This is a genomic window from Mariniradius sediminis (assembly GCF_021491425.1).
GTDB lineage: Bacteria > Bacteroidota > Bacteroidia > Cytophagales > Cyclobacteriaceae > Mariniradius > Mariniradius saccharolyticus.
Genome location: NZ_JAKEVZ010000006.1, coordinates 70,412 through 87,835, shown reverse-complemented (window position 1 = coordinate 87,835; position 17,424 = coordinate 70,412). Strand labels below are relative to the sequence as shown.

General features: G+C 46.1%; 18 protein-coding genes and 1 riboswitch. Of the genes, 14 read left to right on the top strand and 4 right to left on the bottom strand.

Annotated elements, in window-relative coordinates; genetic code table 11:
* Nucleotide 1: 1 nt before the first annotated feature.
* The 12 genes from secY to L0U89_RS09050 all read left to right on the top strand — a co-directional run bounded on the left by secY (nucleotide 2) and on the right by L0U89_RS09050 (nucleotide 8,854).
* Complete coding sequence (secY, locus tag L0U89_RS09105; RefSeq protein ID WP_008627430.1) at nucleotides 2-1,324, top strand: preprotein translocase subunit SecY; 1,323 nt, start codon at nucleotides 2-4, stop codon at nucleotides 1,322-1,324.
* Nucleotides 1,321-2,094, top strand: a complete 774-nt coding sequence (gene map / locus L0U89_RS09100; protein WP_234861256.1) for a type I methionyl aminopeptidase — start codon at nucleotides 1,321-1,323, stop codon at nucleotides 2,092-2,094. The genes secY and map overlap by 4 nt, the downstream gene beginning before the upstream one ends.
* Nucleotides 2,095-2,096: 2 nt before the next feature.
* Nucleotides 2,097-2,315, top strand: a complete 219-nt coding sequence (gene infA, locus L0U89_RS09095) for a translation initiation factor IF-1 (RefSeq protein ID WP_040480068.1) — start codon at nucleotides 2,097-2,099, stop codon at nucleotides 2,313-2,315.
* 6 nt (nucleotides 2,316-2,321) lie between these two features.
* Nucleotides 2,322-2,438 carry a type B 50S ribosomal protein L36 gene (ykgO, locus tag L0U89_RS09090; protein ID WP_008627422.1) on the top strand — a complete coding sequence of 39 codons (117 nt, stop codon included), beginning with the start codon at nucleotides 2,322-2,324 and terminating at the stop codon, nucleotides 2,436-2,438.
* A gap of 5 nt (nucleotides 2,439-2,443) precedes the next feature.
* Nucleotides 2,444-2,821 (top strand): 30S ribosomal protein S13, encoded by a 378-nt coding sequence (gene rpsM / locus L0U89_RS09085; protein WP_008627420.1) that lies wholly within the window; start codon nucleotides 2,444-2,446, stop codon nucleotides 2,819-2,821.
* A 15-nt stretch (nucleotides 2,822-2,836) separates the two neighbouring features.
* A complete protein-coding gene (rpsK, locus tag L0U89_RS09080; protein ID WP_234861255.1) occupies nucleotides 2,837-3,235 on the top strand; it encodes a 30S ribosomal protein S11 in 399 nt (132 codons plus the stop codon).
* 20 nt (nucleotides 3,236-3,255) lie between these two features.
* Nucleotides 3,256-3,858, top strand: a complete 603-nt coding sequence (gene rpsD / locus L0U89_RS09075; protein WP_008627415.1) for a 30S ribosomal protein S4 — start codon at nucleotides 3,256-3,258, stop codon at nucleotides 3,856-3,858.
* Between the two features lie 30 nt (nucleotides 3,859-3,888).
* A complete protein-coding gene (locus L0U89_RS09070; protein ID WP_008627413.1) occupies nucleotides 3,889-4,878 on the top strand; it encodes a DNA-directed RNA polymerase subunit alpha in 990 nt (329 codons plus the stop codon).
* A 5-nt stretch (nucleotides 4,879-4,883) separates the two neighbouring features.
* A complete protein-coding gene (rplQ, locus tag L0U89_RS09065; protein ID WP_234861254.1) occupies nucleotides 4,884-5,387 on the top strand; it encodes a 50S ribosomal protein L17 in 504 nt (167 codons plus the stop codon).
* Nucleotides 5,388-5,516: 129 nt separating this feature from the next.
* Nucleotides 5,517-6,617, top strand: a complete 1,101-nt coding sequence (gene carA / locus L0U89_RS09060) for a glutamine-hydrolyzing carbamoyl-phosphate synthase small subunit (RefSeq protein ID WP_234861253.1) — start codon at nucleotides 5,517-5,519, stop codon at nucleotides 6,615-6,617.
* A 19-nt stretch (nucleotides 6,618-6,636) separates the two neighbouring features.
* On the top strand, nucleotides 6,637-7,917 hold the full coding sequence (gene eno, locus L0U89_RS09055) for a phosphopyruvate hydratase (RefSeq protein ID WP_008627408.1): 1,281 nt from the start codon (nucleotides 6,637-6,639) through the stop codon (nucleotides 7,915-7,917).
* 139 nt (nucleotides 7,918-8,056) lie between these two features.
* Nucleotides 8,057-8,854, top strand: a complete 798-nt coding sequence (locus tag L0U89_RS09050) for an SDR family oxidoreductase (protein WP_234861252.1) — start codon at nucleotides 8,057-8,059, stop codon at nucleotides 8,852-8,854.
* Nucleotides 8,855-8,925: 71 nt separating this feature from the next.
* Here L0U89_RS09050 and L0U89_RS09045 read toward each other — a convergent pair whose 3' ends face one another.
* The 3 genes from L0U89_RS09045 to L0U89_RS09035 all read right to left on the bottom strand — a co-directional run bounded on the left by L0U89_RS09045 (nucleotide 8,926) and on the right by L0U89_RS09035 (nucleotide 13,333).
* Complete coding sequence (locus L0U89_RS09045) at nucleotides 8,926-10,203, bottom strand: porin family protein (protein ID WP_234861251.1); 1,278 nt, start codon at nucleotides 10,201-10,203, stop codon at nucleotides 8,926-8,928.
* Between the two features lie 101 nt (nucleotides 10,204-10,304).
* On the bottom strand, nucleotides 10,305-11,369 hold the full coding sequence (locus L0U89_RS09040) for a YncE family protein (protein ID WP_234861250.1): 1,065 nt from the start codon (nucleotides 11,367-11,369) through the stop codon (nucleotides 10,305-10,307).
* On the bottom strand, nucleotides 11,366-13,333 hold the full coding sequence (locus L0U89_RS09035; RefSeq protein ID WP_234861249.1) for a TonB-dependent receptor: 1,968 nt from the start codon (nucleotides 13,331-13,333) through the stop codon (nucleotides 11,366-11,368). The genes L0U89_RS09040 and L0U89_RS09035 overlap by 4 nt, the downstream gene beginning before the upstream one ends.
* Before the next feature lie 174 nt (nucleotides 13,334-13,507).
* A riboswitch (cobalamin riboswitch) is annotated at nucleotides 13,508-13,722 on the bottom strand.
* 96 nt (nucleotides 13,723-13,818) lie between these two features.
* Here L0U89_RS09035 and L0U89_RS09030 point away from each other — a divergent pair.
* Together L0U89_RS09030 and L0U89_RS09025 are read left to right on the top strand one after the other, a co-directional pair.
* Complete coding sequence (locus tag L0U89_RS09030) at nucleotides 13,819-14,985, top strand: ABC transporter substrate-binding protein (protein WP_234861248.1); 1,167 nt, start codon at nucleotides 13,819-13,821, stop codon at nucleotides 14,983-14,985.
* On the top strand, nucleotides 14,975-16,006 hold the full coding sequence (locus L0U89_RS09025) for an iron chelate uptake ABC transporter family permease subunit (RefSeq protein WP_234861247.1): 1,032 nt from the start codon (nucleotides 14,975-14,977) through the stop codon (nucleotides 16,004-16,006). Before L0U89_RS09030 ends, L0U89_RS09025 begins: the two co-directional genes overlap by 11 nt.
* A gap of 138 nt (nucleotides 16,007-16,144) precedes the next feature.
* Here the strand turns inward: L0U89_RS09025 and L0U89_RS09020 are convergent, their stop codons facing one another.
* Nucleotides 16,145-16,645 (bottom strand): hypothetical protein, encoded by a 501-nt coding sequence (locus L0U89_RS09020; protein WP_234861246.1) that lies wholly within the window; start codon nucleotides 16,643-16,645, stop codon nucleotides 16,145-16,147.
* Nucleotides 16,646-17,424: the final 779 nt, after the last annotated feature.

Sequence of the window (17,424 nt, the reverse complement as noted above, 5' to 3'; positions counted from 1 at the left end):
GATGAAAAAGTTTATTTCAACAGTTAAGAATATCTTTTCTATTGAGGATCTAAGAACCCGTATTTTTAATACGATTGGATTTTTGATCGTCTTTAGATTGGGTTCATTCATAGTATTGCCAGGCGTGGATCCATCGAAGCTTGGAGATGCGCCTGAAGGTATCTTCGGTTTGATTGATACTTTCCTTGGAGGAGCATTTAGCAATGCATCCATCTTTGGTTTGGGAATCATGCCTTATATATCTGCTTCCATCGTGTTGCAGCTTTTGACTGTTGGAGTTCCTTATTTTCAGAAATTGCAGAAAGAGGGAGAATCCGGTCGAAAAAGGATCAACCAAATCACCCGTGTTCTGACGATTGCGATTACTGTCGCACAAGGAGTTGGGTACATTACCGCGACAATTCTTCCTACGGGTGCTGTCATGGTTAGTACTTCGTTGTTCATGTTTAGCTCATTGGTTCTACTGTCAGCCGGAACGATGTTCTGTATGTGGCTGGGAGAGAAAATCACAGAAAAGGGCATCGGCAACGGTATTTCTATGTTGATCATGATCGGGATCATTTCCCGCTTTCCTGGCGCTATCATCGCGGAGGTGGTTTCGAAAGGTACCTCTGGCATGTTGCTTTTGTTGATTGAAGCTGGAGTGTTGTTCTTTGTGGTTGTCGGAGTAGTTGCGTTGACTGAGGCCACGAGGAGAATTCCTGTTCAATACGCGAAGCAGGTCGTTGGAGGGAAGGTATATGGTGGCCAAAGACAGTACATTCCTATCAAGGTCAATGCATCTGGTGTAATGCCGATCATCTTCGCTCAATCTCTCATGTTTCTTCCTGCGCTGATTGCGCAGATATGGTCTTCTGAGAACGACATCGCGAATTATATCGGAAGTACTTTCAGTGATTTCACATCTTGGCAATACAATCTTGTGTTTGCAGTGATGATCATTCTTTTCACCTTCTTCTACACTGCAATCACCGTTAATCCGGAGCAAATAGCGGAAGACCTAAAAAGAAACGGTGGATTCGTTCCTGGAATTAAGCCTGGTGCTCCTACCGCTGAATTCATTGACAACATCATCTCAAGGATTACATTGCCGGGTTCATTCCTGTTGGCAGTGGTTGCGATCCTTCCAGCATTCGCGATTGTTGCAGGTGTTGGTGGCGAGTTTGCCCAGTTCTATGGAGGAACTTCTCTATTGATCATGGTCGGTGTGATCATGGATACATTGAGGCAAATTGAAAGTTACTTGTTAATGAGGCATTATGAGGGTATGATGAAAAGTGGGAATATGAAGAATAATCCCTCAAATTACGCAGCCGCGGTATGATTCATTACAAAACTTCCGAGGAAGTTCAGATAATCAAACAAGGTGCCCTCATTCTAGGAAAAGCTCACGGAGAAGTAGCAAAGTATATTAAAGAAGGGGTAAAGACCTCTTTTCTGGATAAGATAGCTGAAGAGTACATCAGAGACAATCAGGGTGTACCTTCGTTCAAGGGTTACAATGGTTTTCCATCTTCGCTCTGCATCTCTGTAAATGAGGTTGTGGTTCATGGTTTTCCAGGTAACTATGTTTTGAAAGATGGCGATATAATCTCAGTAGATTGTGGAGTCTTTCACCAAGGTTTTCATAGCGATAGCGCTTATACTTACCCTGTCGGTGAAGTCTCCCCTGCTGTATTGTCGTTGCTCAAAGCAACAAAAGAATCTCTTTATCTAGGTATTGAAAAGGCCGTCTTTGGTAATCGGATCGGTGATATTGGAAATGCCATTCAGCGATTTGTCGAAGCCAAAGGTTATACTGTCATTCGGGAGTTGGTTGGTCATGGTATTGGGAAGAGCCTTCATGAAGCACCTGAAGTTCCGAATTATGGCAAAAGAGGGTCTGGCACTCCGCTAAAGAGTGGAATGGTCCTGGCAATCGAGCCGATGGTGAATCTAGGCACAAAGAATATTGTTCAAGAGCGGGACGGATGGACGATCAGAACAGCTGACCGGAAGGCCTCTGCCCATTATGAACATACGGTAGCGATCTTTGAGGACAAAACAGAGATCTTGACCACGCACAAGTACATAGAAGAAAATTTTAATTTCTAGATATGGCGAAACAGACATCTATTGAACAAGATGGTACGATCATAGAGGCGTTGTCAAACGCAATGTTTAAAGTTGAGCTTGAAAATGGGCACCAGCTTATCGCCCATATTTCAGGGAAGATGAGAATGAACTATATCAAGATCCTTCCGGGTGACAAAGTAAAGTTGGAGCTTTCACCCTACGATCTTTCAAAAGGTAGAATCGTTTACAGATACAAATAAAATGTCATGAAAGTAAAGGCATCAATTAAGAAGAGAAGCGCTGACTGTAAGTTGATCAAGAGAAAAGGTAAACTTTACGTCATCAACAAGAAGAATCCTAAGTTTAAACAAAGACAAGGTTAATCATTATGGCTAGAATTGCAGGCGTTGACATACCCGATGGCAAGAGAGGCGAGATTGGTTTGACATACATCTTCGGAATCGGAAGAAGTTCGGCCAGGCACATCCTCACTAAAGCAGGTATTTCGTTCGACAAAAAAGTGGGAGAGTGGAACGATGACGAGTCCACAGCTATCAGGACCATTATTTCAGAAGAATTCAGGACTGAAGGAGCTTTGAGGTCCGAAATCCAGCTGAACATCAAAAGGTTGATGGATATAGGTTGTTACAGAGGTTTGAGACACAGGAAAGGATTGCCGGTAAGGGGTCAAAAAACCAAGAACAACGCGAGAACAAGGAAAGGAAAGAGAAAAACTGTTGCCAATAAGAAGAAGGCGACCAAATAAATCTTGAATTAGATCATGGCTCAGAAAAAAAACGATAAAACAAAAAGTAAAAAGAGAGTTGTTAAGGTCGAAGCAGTAGGCCAAGCCCACATCAAAGCTTCCTTCAACAACATCATCATCTCTATTACTAACAACTCGGGTCAGGTGATTTCCTGGGCTTCTGCCGGTAAAATGGGTTTCAGAGGTTCAAAGAAAAACACTCCCTATGCTGCACAGATGGCAGCTCAGAACTGCGGTCAGGCCGCATATGACTTGGGACTGAGGAAAATCGAGGTTTTTGTAAAAGGTCCAGGAGCGGGAAGAGAATCTGCGATCAGGACTTTGCAAAATGTAGGGTTGGATGTTACCACCATTATCGACGTGACTCCACTTCCGCACAACGGATGCCGTCCTCCAAAACGTAGAAGAGTTTAATCTCAAAAGAAAAAACAGAAATGGCAAGATATACAGGTCCAAAAGCGAAAATCGCCAGAAGATTCGGGGAGCAGATCGAAGGATACAGCAAAGCTCTCCAAAAGAAGAATTATCCTCCCGGACAGCATGGGAGAGGTAGAAGGAAGAAACAGTCCGAATACGCTATCCAGCTCGCGGAGAAGCAAAAAGCCAAGTACATCTACGGAGTGCTCGAAAGACAATTTGCCCGTATGTTTGATATAGCTTCTTCAAAGCAGGGTATCACCGGTGAAAACCTCCTTCAATTGTTGGAATCAAGGCTGGACAACACCGTCTTTAGGTTGGGAATTGCACCAACTAGGAGAGGTGCCCGTCAATTGGTTTCCCACAAACATATCGCAGTAAATGGCGAGGTAGTCAACATTCCATCATATATCCTGAAACCAGGGGACATCGTTTCTGTAAGGGAACGCTCCAAGTCGCTTTCAGCGATCACTGAAAGCTTGGCCGGAAAATCTAACCGGTATCCTTGGCTAGAGTGGAACAGTGCTTCCTTCTCGGGTAAGTTTGTCTCAGTTCCTACGAGGGAGGACATTCCTGAAAATATCAAGGAGCAATTGATCGTTGAACTTTACTCTAAATAAAAACAACCAGACTTTAAAAGAACTATTGATATGTCGATACTAGCATTTCAAATGCCCGAGAAAGTGGTGATGGAAAAAGCCGATGATTTTCATGGCTTGTTCACCTTCAAGCCACTTGAGAAGGGCTACGGTGTTACGATTGGCAATGCCCTGAGGAGGATCTTGTTGTCTTCCTTGGAGGGATATGCCATTACGTCCGTGAAGCTTCCGGGAGTGGTGCACGAATTTTCTACGATCGAGGGCGTTGTTGAAGATGTGACCGATATCATTTTGAACCTGAAGCAGGTGAGATTCAAAAAAGTCCACGATTCTATCGATGGCAAAATCACCGTAGAGGTCAAAAATCAGTCTGTTTTCACTGCTGGAGATATCGCTAAGTTCACTTCCTCTTTTGAGGTATTGAATCCTGAACTTGTGATTTGCCACCTCGACGATTCAAAAAGTTTCGAAATTGAGCTGACCATCGAAAAAGGGAGAGGTTACCTTCCAGCTGAGGAATCCAAACCAAAAGAGCAGGTTTTTGGTGTGATCCCAATCGACGCCATTTTCACTCCTATCAAGAATGTGAAATATAGCGTGGAAAACACAAGGGTAGAACAAAAAACCGACTTCGAGAAATTGATCCTTGAGGTGACTACCGATGGATCGATACACCCTGAGAAAGCACTTCAGGAGTCTGCAAAAATCCTGATCCAGCATTTCATGTTGTTCTCTGACCAGACGATGGTGCTTGATTCTACCGGTATCTCTGAACCAGAGCCGATCGATGAAGAATTCCTTCACATGAGAAAGCTTCTCAAGACGTCTTTGGGCGACCTCGATCTTTCTGTAAGGGCCTTCAACTGCTTGAAAGCTGCTGACGTGAAGACTTTGGGCGATCTTGCCAAGCTTGAGATTTCCGACATGATGAAATTCAGGAACTTCGGTAAAAAGTCACTTGCTGAATTGGAACAGCTAATCCAGGAAAAAGGCTTGACCTTCGGAATGGACCTTTCTAAGTATAAACTTGATGAAGAATAAATAAAATGAGACACGGTAAGAAATTCAACCACCTTGGACGGAAGGCTAGCCATAGGAAGCTGATGCTTTCTAACATGGCCAACTCCCTGATTCTTCACAAGCGTATCACAACTACGCTTGCCAAGGCTAAGGAGCTAAGAAAATATGTTGAGCCTTTGATTTCAAAGGCCAAAGACGATACCACGCACAGCAGAAGGGTAGTTTTCTCTTATTTGCAAAACAAAGAGGGGATCAAAGCGCTTTTCGGTGAAGTGATCGAGAAAGTGGGCAACAGGCCCGGAGGTTATACCAGAATCATCAAGACTGGTTTCCGCTTGGGTGACAATGCCGAGATGTGTATCATCGAATTGGTCGATTTCAACGAACTGATGTTGAAAGAAGCTAAGCCAGCCAAGAAGGCAACTAGAAGAAGCCGTAGAGGTTCTGGTAAAGCAGCTGAGTCTACCGCTGCGCCTCAAGCATCTGCTGCTGAAGACGCGGGAACTGGTGAAGAAAAAGTTGCTGAATAACTTCATGAATATTGAATTGATTGAAAAAGGGATTGGACGTAAGTTCAATCCCTTTTTTAATGTCTGATTGGATTTGAATCCCTGATTCCCTCAAAAAATACTTACCTTTGCACCGATTTAAACTTCACAATGGAAAAACAAAAAGCAACACTTCTACTGGCAGACGGTACTGTGTTCCACGGTACTTTGATTGGAAGCCCCGGTACTAACGGGGGCGAAATTTGTTTCAACACGGGTATGACCGGATATCAGGAGATATATACCGATCCCTCGTACACCGGCCAAATTATTGTGACCACTACATCCCATATTGGAAACTATGGGGTCCACAATGATGAAGTGGAATCAAAAGCGCCAACCATCGCTGGAATCGTGGTCAATAGCTTTTCCGAGGTTTACAGCCGACTTGATGGGCATGGGTCCCTTCAAAATTACCTTGTCGAGTATAAGATAACGGGAATTGCAGATATTGACACAAGGAAGCTTGTTCGCCACATCCGCTCTGTGGGAGCAATGAACGCGATCATCAGTTCCGAATACGAAGGCAATCTCGAAGGCCTTAAGGCAGAATTGGCGAAGGTCCCTGATATGAATGGTCTGGAGCTGTCTTCCCAAGTTTGTACCAAGGAGACCTTCTATTTTGGAGATGAAAATGCACCAAAAAAAGTCGCTTGCCTCGATTTTGGGATAAAACTGAATATCCTGAGAAATCTCGCAAGCAGAGGCGTTTACTGCAAAGTATTTCCAGCCAAGACTAGCCTAGCCGAAATGGCAGCCTGGAACCCAGACGGCTTTTTTCTTTCCAACGGCCCAGGCGATCCTGCAGCGATGCCTTATGCTGTAGAAACGACCAAGGAAATTTTGGCCACCAATAAGCCTGTATTTGGTATTTGCCTTGGACACCAGATTTTGGCGGAGGCCTGTGGAATATCCACTTATAAAATGCACCACGGCCATCGAGGGCTGAACCATCCCATCAAGAATCTACTGACGGGAAAAAGTGAGATCACCTCACAAAACCATGGCTTCGTCGTGAACAGGGAGGATGTCGAAAAAAGTGATGTTGTCGAAATCACCCACGTACACCTGAACGACAATACAGTAGCCGGAATAAGATTGAAAAACAAGCCTGCGTTTTCTGTCCAATACCATCCGGAATCCTCCCCAGGGCCACACGATTCCCGGTATTTGTTCGATGATTTCGTAACTTTAATGCACAATAACTCATAACTCTTAAACCTTTTACATTATGACATTGATTCAGTCGATTCATGCGAGACAGATTTTAGACTCTAGGGGTAATCCAACCATCGAGGTGGATGTATACACCGAAAATGGAGCTTTTGGAAGGGCAGCTGTGCCAAGTGGCGCCTCCACAGGTGTGAATGAAGCTGTGGAACTCAGAGACGGAGACAAAAGCAAATACCTTGGTAAAGGCGTCCTCAAGGCGGTTTCAAATGTGAATGACGTCATCGCTCCTGAGCTTCTCGGTTTGAGCGTGTTTGAGCAAAATACGATTGACCAAATCATGATCGATTTGGATGGCACGCCTACGAAAAGCAAACTAGGCGCAAATGCGATTCTGGGGGTTTCGTTGGCAGTTGCCAAAGCTGCAGCCATGGAAGCAGGGCAGCCGCTGTACCGCTACGTCGGTGGTGTCAATGCCAACACTCTTCCTGTTCCGATGATGAACATCATCAACGGTGGCTCCCATTCCGATGCGCCGATCGCCTTTCAGGAATTTATGGTAAGGCCGGTTGGTGCCGAAAACTTCTCCGAAGCGATTCGGATGGGTTGCGAAATTTTCCATCATCTGAAAAAGATCCTTCATGACAAAAACTTGAGTACCGCCGTCGGTGACGAAGGTGGATTTGCTCCAAACTTCTCAGGAGGTACAGAAGAAGCACTTGCTTGTATCTTGGACGCCATCAAAAATGCGGGCTACAAGGCTGGAGTTGATGTGACGATCGCGCTTGACTGCGCCGCGTCTGAGTTTTTCAAAGATGGCAAATATGACTACAGTAAGTTTGAAGGTCCATCAGGAAAAGTGAGAAGCAGGGAAGAACAAGTCGCTTATCTGGCTGAATTGACCGAAAAATATCCAATCGACTCGATCGAAGATGGTTGCGCTGAGGAAGATTGGGAAGGCTGGTCCATGCTTACCGCAAAAATCGGCAACAAGATACAGCTGGTAGGTGATGATTTGCTGGTCACCAATGTGAAGTTTTTGGCAAGGGGGATCAAAGAAAAATCCGCCAACTCTATCTTGATCAAGGTCAATCAGATCGGAACCTTGACAGAGACACTCAATGCAATTGCGATGGCCCACAAGGCAGGTTGGACTTGCGTGATGTCACATAGATCAGGTGAGACCGAAGATTCTACGATCGCTGACCTGGCAGTTGCTACCAACTGCGGACAGATCAAAACTGGTTCTGCTTCCCGTTCGGACAGGATGGCCAAGTACAACCAATTGCTCAGAATCGAAGAACAGTTGGGCGAATCAGCGATTTTCCCAAAGAAGAAATAAATCCCACGATTTCTACTGAACAAAATGGCTGCCAGAGAAATTTGGCGGCTATTTTTTTGCCTTTCTGTCCCAGTTGCCTCTTTTGTTTTTTCACCTTAGATTGAGTTACCAATTACTTATGTAAGCCCAAATTTTATCGATGAAGTATTTTTCAGGCAAAGTGGTTTTGATTACCGGTTCAAGCAGGGGTATTGGAAAAGTAACTGCCCTTCGGTTTTTGAAGGCGGGAGCCAAAGTAGTATTGAATGGCCGTTCGTTTGAAAGCTTGAATGAGACACAAATGGAGTTTCGCCAGCTTGGCTTTGATCCTTTAGCGTCCGTGGGCGACGTGAATGACCCAGAGTTCTGCAACGCGCTTGTCCAAAGGACAGTTTCCCACTTTGGTCGCTTGGACATCCTTATCAACAATGCCGGCGGAGGTTTCCGTGGGAGGGTAGATGAAACATCTCCTCGGATTTTCCAAGAGGTCGTAAATGCCAATCTCATGAGTGCCGGGTATTGTACCCATGCAGCACTGCCCGAAATCAAAAAAACCAAAGGTAGCATCGTATTTATTTCCAGTCTCGCAGGGATTCGTGGGCTTCCAAACAACGGACCCTACTGTGTTGCTAAAATGGGACTTACTGCTTTTGCCGAGACGCTGCGGCTAGAGTTGAACAATACGGGGGTTCACATTGGGATTCTTTATGTGGGTTTTACCGATTATGATGAGAAAAAGAGGATAATCAATGCGGATGGCACTTTGGTACCGATTAGTCGCCGATCACACCATACCCGGGAACAAGTGGCGGAGATTATTCTGCAAACCATTAGAAAGCGGAAACGAATAGTCTATCTCACCTTGCCAGGTAAGTTATTGGTGTTTCTCAACAGGTTTTTCCCAGGTCTATTGGAATGGATTTTGGCGCGTAGTACGAAGTCGAAGTTCATGAACTAGGCCTGTTCCCAAAATCAATTTGGTAGGAATGGAAAGCGAATCGTTTTTTACCTGCCCTCTGCATAAATATTTCAGAACCTATATCCTAGTTGGAATATAAACTTATGGGTTGTCGAGGCCAAGGATGGGAAATTGGACATGCCGTTGCCGTTTTCGTAGCGGATTTCTGTGGATATTTTTTTGATACGAATGCCAGTACCGAGTAGGAAGCCAACTTCAAAAATTCGTCCACCTTCTACGGCCTCTCTTGTTTCAAACTTTTCTGTTTCGAAGAATACGGTCCGCAGATTTTCTTCATTTGTATGACTAATGGCCAATCCTGTTGCCAATCCCAAATTGGTGAACCATTCAGTATTACCGATAAAGGAACTGTACCGAATCATGTTGTTCATTTTAATCTGATGATAGGCGAATGTCGTGCTCGAGTACTCGGTTAGGTTATTGTTTTTCTGGTTGACGCTTTCCCCAGAATGTTGGTAGGAAGCATACACGAGTTCGTTTACCATCGCCCATTTGTTCAAATTCCTCGCAAAGATTATGTCCATCGATCCACCGAATGTAGGATTGATGGAAGTTCCATAATCCGGGTTGGTAAGATTGGGATGGAACTCGCTGTCAAATCGCAAAGAAGTGGCTGAGACCCCAGCCAAAACGCCCCATTTGACGAATGTTTTTTCGTCTCTTTTACTAAATTCCAAAGGCTTGCCAATACAGTCGTAGTAAGATTCAAAAAGGCGTTTCAGACTTTCTTTTTTGTACAAAACGGACTGGGTCGCCTTTTTCATTGAGGGACAATCTTGCAGGTACACGCTGAGTTGGCCTTGGTACATCTTGTTTTCTGCCACATAACTCCTCGTATAGCCCCCTTCCAACTTCTCCGCATTATATTTCTTGTAGGTCAGCAATAGAAACCTATCTCCATCTTTGATGTAGAAATTTTCCTTGGAGAATGAGTTGACATTCAGGTAAAGACTTTTTTCCCCCTTTATCAGTGTCTGCAAAAAGACCTGCTCTTGGATCGTTTCGAGCCTTGCGGTGTTGTCAAGTTGATTGGTATTGGAACTGCTAACTTCCGTTTCTACCAACGCGCTGACGTAGATTTCGTCCATTACAGCAAATGAAATCAGATCCGCGGGGGCAAATTCATTTAGACCCGACGCATCCCCGTGTTGGAAGGTAATCTTTTTCGGATTTTTCTCCCAATTGCGATAGTCGATCTTTCCCCGCAAAGTGTCGCCTTCGATGTTGACAGCGTATCCGGATTGAAAATTGCTTTGTCCGAAAAGTTGATTGACCGATGAAACAAACAAAACAGTGTATAAGATGCGGGCAAAGGAAGAGTGGTACATTTCGATATGTTGAATAAGAGAATAGTTCGTGAATATAAATAGGTTATTTGAGAAAAAAATAATTTTCAAAAAATTAAAGGGCAGCCGCTGTTGCCCGTTTTTCAAGATGGATTAGCAGGTTGGTTCATGAAAAACCCATTCGGACCTCTTCCGACATTCAGTTTTTTTGTTTCTTGCCCATTGGCATCGAGGATACTTACGGTGCCATTTCCAGTGAATCCGGCATGATTGGCGACAAAGACTTGCTTTGTATTGGGATCGAAGCCTATTCCATAGAATCCAGATCCCGCATACCAGTCTGCCTTGATGATTTTTTCGGTCTCGAGGTTGATTTTCGCCACTGCGTCATTGTAATCTGGCCAGCCTGAGGAAGTGATCACGTAGATATCGTCCCGTTCGCCCTTGGCAAAATCCGCTGTCGCGTCTGATAAGGTAAAAGTCCTGGTGCTGAGAATGCGCTGATTGCCACGGTTGATTTCGTGGAAATAGATCCTATCGGCATCCCGTGCATAAAGGAAGAGACGTCCGTTGATGATTTGAAGCTTTTCGGGCGCGCCCAATACATCCTCGCTGCCGACAATGGCATCTGTGGATGTCGATAAGATGGTTAGTTTTCCAGCCGCTTGATTGGCTATGTAGAGAAAATTTCCATCTGCAAACACACTCTCCGGTCTGCTGGGAACTTTGATTTTTTTGGCGACAGAACCTCCATCCAGGGAGTTTACTACCGCTACATATGAGTCGGGATTGTTGAAATTGGCGTCATAAGGTCCCCAATCGGCGATGTACAGCTTATCCCTACTGCTGGCCAGCGAACGTGGCTGTACCAAATCTGCGGTGACGGCACCGATGCTTTTGAAGTCCTTTGGGTTGACGATTTCGACTTTGCCGGTATTGGCGACCAAGTACATGCGCCCCTGCTGTTCCACGATTGCCTGCAGCAATCCCGCAAATGGCCGTCCGTTGACGGTTTCGAAGACATTGGTTTTCAGTGTTTCGGACTCAGGCACATAGTGAAAAACTTCGCCATCATTGGCTCCAAAAGCGCCTTCATTGGCGATAAGGACTCCGGTTTCATATTCTCCCAGAGGCCCCTCGGGAGTTTCTGGACTACAGGCGAAAACCGCCCAAGCGAGCAAAAAGGAAAGTAATCTGAACAGTTTCATAAAGCTATGGATAGGTTGAATTGATAATTTCTTCCAGACATCGCCCGCAGGCGCATGATTTGGTATTCGGTATCGAGGAGGTTGTTGATTTGAAAACCTGCCTGTCCGGCAAATGGACCCCAGTGCCATTGGGACTGCAGGCCGAGATCGAGGAGGTAGTAAGGCGCCACGGTGGACAGGTTGTCTGTCGTCACGAATCGCTCCGAAACCCATTGCTGGTTGGCAAAAATCCGAAGGCTTCCTTTGCTCATTGAGGCAAGCCCCTGCAATTTGTGCTCGGGCGTATAAGGCAACTGCTTGCCCAGTCCGGGATCATTTTCAGTAGCTGCGGCGGTTTGTAGGGCGCGCGTCCAGGCATAGTTGCCCGAAAACTCGAATTTCCAATCCCTTTTCAATATTTGTTCGAAATGTGCATGGTATTCGAATCCGTCATTTTGCACTGCGCGGATGTTTTCAGGAGACCATATATTTCCTTTTGGAAGCCAAATGATCCAATTGTCGACGGACATCCGAAAGCGGGTAAACGTTTGGCTGAGCGTAGTTTTGTTTTTTGAAAAACGGTGTGCCAGGCCAAATTCGCCAGACCAACTTTCCTCCGGAAGTATGTCTGGGTTGCCGCCGGGCACCCAAAAGCGGTCGTTGAGTGTCGGCACTTTAAACGCCCGGGATACTGAACCGAGCCCGGTCAGTCCTTGGGTTTCGGTTTTCCAAAAAGCCCACTCGAATCCCAGACTAGGCGCGAAAGGTGCCCAGGTTCCATCGTAAAGCAATTGTCGCAAATTGATGCTGAGTGAAAATCGCTCGTTGGGCTGGTATCTGCTGGCATGATAGATCTCGGTGCGGTTTTCCCGAGCCATATACGTGCTGAGCTTGCCGATGATATGGCTGTGCCGGATGCCGCTTTTGAAAAACAACTTCGAAGCCAAACTCCAGTCCACATCCGCTGAGCCCAGCAACTGGTCGGTCAGGTTCCGCGTGGCAATATTGAAAGTCTGGTCGTCTCGTACCCAGCCCGTTTTTACATGGAGGCTGGTATTTGCCCAAAATCGAGTATAGTCCATTGCCCAGCGCAAACTCTTGTCCTGCTGCACATCTTGCGTATTGGAACCCATAATGGGCGCAATCTGCCGATCGGTTTCGTTCCACCAAAACGCGCTGCCGAGCTGTTGATTTCCCCGAACCTTCCATGCAAAGTCCTGCAAGAATCCCCATTGCTTCACCTGTGCGTGTGGCTGATTTACGATGGGAGTGCCGGGCTTGGAAAGATCCCGAAAGGGAAAATCGTTTTGGGCCGAGTTGCGGTAAGCCTTTGATCGGGTTGCGATGTGCTGATTCGAAAAGGCGTATTCCGCACCCCAATTCCAGCGCCCAAAGCTACCAACCAGCGAACTTGCCCTCGCCTGATGGCCTTGGTCAAATTTCAGTTGGGTCTTCAAGTGTAGGGATCCGCCTATCGCATCCGTGCCGAAAAGTGCTGCCCCACCGCCGAAGTGGACCTCTACTTCTTCAAAGCCTCCCGTAGGCAAGACCGAGAAATCGGTCTGTCCCAGTGAGGGGCTGTTGATGGGCAAACCATTCCAAAACACCGCATTGTGTCCTGCCGAGGTTCCCCGCATGGTGAGCGAAGCCAGCATGTCTGGGCCATTTTGCCGTAGAAAAAGGCCGGTCCTCGCTTGCAGGAATTCCGCCAAGGCCAAGCCCTCAAATTCCTGCATATCATCCTTGGAGTAGGTTAGCAAACGCTGGCCCACGGCAAATTTCTTCCAACTACCGGCCCAAACCTGAACGGCAGCCAATTCCAAGGTATCGGGCTTTGCACTGGACGAGTCCTCGTGATAGAGGGCAACGTGCGATCTTAGGGTTTCGGTTTCCAAGACCTCAGAAAGCTGCCTGCCATGCACGGCAGCCATTGAGAGCAGCGCGCAAGCGATTGAGAGAATTGCCTTGACGGATACACCGACCATTTTTGGACCGTTCGTTTAAGTACTGAACACTCGTTCGAACTGACAAATCGGGACGGATAGAAAGGAAAAACAGCAGCATCCAAGTAGGGAAAAAGGCGTACGCTCTCCCTTGTTTTCCTGTGAAGGATAATGAATTGTCGTTTTTTCTCCTTGGCTTTTCGACCCGAAAGCCTTCGAATACAAAGAATTTTGGCAGGTCTCCTGGCTTCCCTGGTTTTGCCGGCCTTCTCATACGCCGTGGCGCACAATGGCAAGTGGGGGCAAAACACTATCTGAGTTTCAGCTCAGATGGGGCTACAGTTGCGGGGACAGCTCCGGTTTTGGACCGGATTCCCTTTTAATCCCTGACCCGACAAATCGGATCGGGAACCAACATTCCGATGCAAACATAGTTGTTTTTGGGTTGGGTTTTCACGCCCCGAACTGATATTTTAAAAAACAGAAAACAAACACCCTTCGGATTCGGCTGTTATATTTGGGGCGGTATGAAGGCAGAAATTCCAACAGCTAATTTGCTAATCCGATCGGCGATCCTTTTTTGGGGATTAGGAGTCCTGTGTGGATGCAGCCAAAGGAGAGAACCGGCCCAGCCCGATTGGCAGGAGATCCAGCCCGTGTATGCCACTGGATTTACTTTTTGGAAGGGAGAGGGATTTTTGGTTTTGGAGGTTAAAAACGCCTACGCGGGGCAAAAGAATTCCATAAGGTACTTAATTCATACCAGCGCTGACAGTGATTTCCCGGAGGAATCCTTCGAAGCCGTGGTCGTTTTGCCGGCTGAAAGGGTCGTGCTTACCGCCACTACCCAGATTCCCCATTTGGATTATTTGGGAAAAACAGATGCTTTGATTGGATTTCCAAACTTGGATTTGATCAGTTCTCCTGCAGCTAGGGAACGAATTGCTGCGGGTGAAATTGAGGATTTGGGTGCTGGCCCACAGTCAAATATTGAAAGGATAATCGATTTGAATCCTGATTGGGTACAGATTTCCACTTTGGGTAATGAACTTAGTAACTTGGATTTGCTGCGCAAGGCCGGAGTCCCGGCGATCTTGAACGGGGATTATTTGGAGCAGCATCCACTCGGGCGTGCGGAGTGGATCAAAGTGACAGGGGCGTTGTTGGGAAAGAGTGCAGAGGCGGACAGCATTTTTCGAGTATTGGAAAAAGAATATCTCGGCGCGATTGCACTTGTGAAGCAGCAAAACCTCATGAGGCCACGGGTCCTCGCAGGTATCATGTACCAAGACGTTTGGTACCTGCCTGGGGGCGATTCTTGGGCAGCCAAGCTACTGGAGTCGGCGGGTGCTGATTACTTGTTTTCGAATATTGAAGGTACCGGAAGTGCCGAATTGAGCTATGAGTATGTACTTGACCGGGCAATGGATGCGGATGTGTGGATAGGTGTGGCGGATTTCCCGAGTCTGGAAGAAATGGGAGCCGCAGACCGACGCTATCAGGATTTCAAAGCGTTTCAAACCGGGGAGGTTTACACCTATGCACTCAAAAAAGGTCCCACGGGAGGCTTGGAATACTTCGAACTAGGATATTTGAGACCGGATTGGATATTGAAGGATTTGATCAAGGTACTCCATCCCGAGCTGCTACCGGATTACCAACCCTACTTTTACCAAAAAATAGATGCAAAATAGACGACCTGCCTTTTGGTTTTCATCGGGCATTGGGCTTTTGCTGCTTTGCCTTTTGGCCAACTTGTCGGTAGGTTCGGTCTGGATTCCTTTCGGAGAGATCGTGGGGAGATTTTTTGGTAATCCTTTTTCCAAAGAATCCTGGGAAACGATTTTCATCAGTTATCGCATTCCAAAAGCATTCACGGCCATTTTGGCGGGAATTGGACTTTCCTGGAGCGGATTGCAAATGCAAACCTTTTTCCGAAACCCCCTCGCCGGACCCTATGTGTTGGGGATTTCTTCGGGTGCGGGCCTAGGCGTCGCGGTGCTGCTGATGGCGGCGACGGCATTTGGTTTCTCGATTGGGACATCCGGTTTTGGCACTTGGTCGGTAGTCATCGCAGCCAGTATTGGAGCTATTGGGGTGTTGTTATTGGTCAGTCTGGTGGCGTGGAGGGTCAGGGATAGCATGACGCTGCTGATTGTCGGCTTGATGTTTGGGTCGGCGGTTTCGGCCTTGGTGGCGGTGTTGTCCTATTTCTCCGATGCAGAGCAATTGAAGCTCTTTACCATCTGGTCGATGGGCAGTCTTGGTGCCACCCAAGATGCCCAGCTGCCCGCGATGGGGACAGCCGTGGTGATTGGCAGTATCCCGCTGCTCCTGCATATCAAAGCCTACAATGCCATGCTGATGGGAGAAAACTATGCGGCAAGCATGGGTATCCGAATCCAAAATCTCCGCTGGGCGATGATCCTGAGCACGGGAATATTGGCCGGTTCGGTGACGGCATTTTGCGGACCGATCGCCTTTATCGGCATTGCCGTGCCGCATATGGCGAGACTGGTGTTCAAGACCGCGGACCATCGGGTATTGTTTCCCGCGAGTGCGCTGATAGGGGCGATCGCCCTATTGGTATGCGATGGCATCAGCCAATTGCCGGGGTCAGCTCTAACCTTGCCGATCAATGCGGTGACGTCCTTGGTCGGCGCGCCGATGGTGATTTGGCTGATATTGAGAAGGAATTTTTCGAGAGAATTCTAAGAGACTTAAGACGAAAGACCTGAGACCTTCCTGCAACGGGTTAGCCCCAGGGAGTCGTATAGACTTTCGGTGGTGACTGGGTGGATACGGATAATCACGTTCATGCAATTCCACCCAATTATCAATACTGATTTGCAACTAAGGGCACAAGCATATATTGCACATTAAAGATTCGGGTCTACACTTTGTTCTTTTTAGTTTCAAATAAGGATATCCGTTCTCATTCAGAAAAATGATCGCTTTCCTTTTTATAAGACCCGTCTTAAAATCATACTCCCGGTCGTTCGCAACTCCTTGCATAACAAAATTCCCTTCCTTTGATAGTTCTGATGAATGTGCGCTGATTACTGAATTGGCCAAGAAGACAGCATTCCGATTATTTTTTTTAACAAATCCTTCCTCAACTTTATTTATTGTCAAGAAAATTGAATCACCATTAAAGATATAGGTTCCTTTTTCTAAATATAGGTTGCCAGCCATTTTTTCAACATAACAAAAGCTAGATTCATCCCCACCAAATAAGCATAAAAGCGAAGGAAAATAATCTTTATCAATAGACTTAAAACAATCACATGCTTGCGCGAGAGAATTCTGAATGACTGAGAAGAGAATGAAGAAGATGAAGTAGGATGTTTTCATAATTGTGAGCCAAAAATGGATATACGGTTCCGTGCCTTTTTTGCAGATTCCCCACCCCTCACATACTCAAACCCAATTCCCTTCGTATCAAACATCCCCATCGGGTCGGTGTAAAGCATCGGCTTGTTGAAGCCGTAGCGGTAGGGGTCCAAATCATAATAAAATAACAATCAATCTACCAATTAAAATTACGAATGCTAAAAGTGATAATGTGATGAAAAGTTTAAGAACTGTATCGATTTTTTTGAAATAAATAAATCTCATTTCAACACCTGTTTCCTGAATCTTTCGTAAGTTTTTTGTCAAAATCAAGTGATAGCCAACCAATAGGATAGCTAACTCAACGCAAACGAACATGGCATCATAAAAAAATGATGCAATCGGAAGAGATTTATAGATTTGAAACAAGAGAACAACGAAAGGAATGGTCGATAATATCCAAATAATAGACAATGTTCGACGAACATTTTCATGCTTGTTTTGGGAAACTTCTATATGGATAATTCTATACAAAAGGCCGATTAAATTCATACCCTAGAAACCCAAAGGCCTACCAATATTTTCCCCCGCCTAGGCGTACAATAGCCTTTCGGTGGTAACTGGGTGGAATTTGTAATTCTACCCCTTTATAAACATCAATTTGAAATTGGAAATCAGAACAGAATCCCACAGCGAAATATAGTTTGAGATCAGGTGAATTACAAATTCATTTCCTAGAAACGCGCGATTGCATCCTCGATAGCGGGATACGCCTAGCGCCTACGCCATACTCCGCCCAG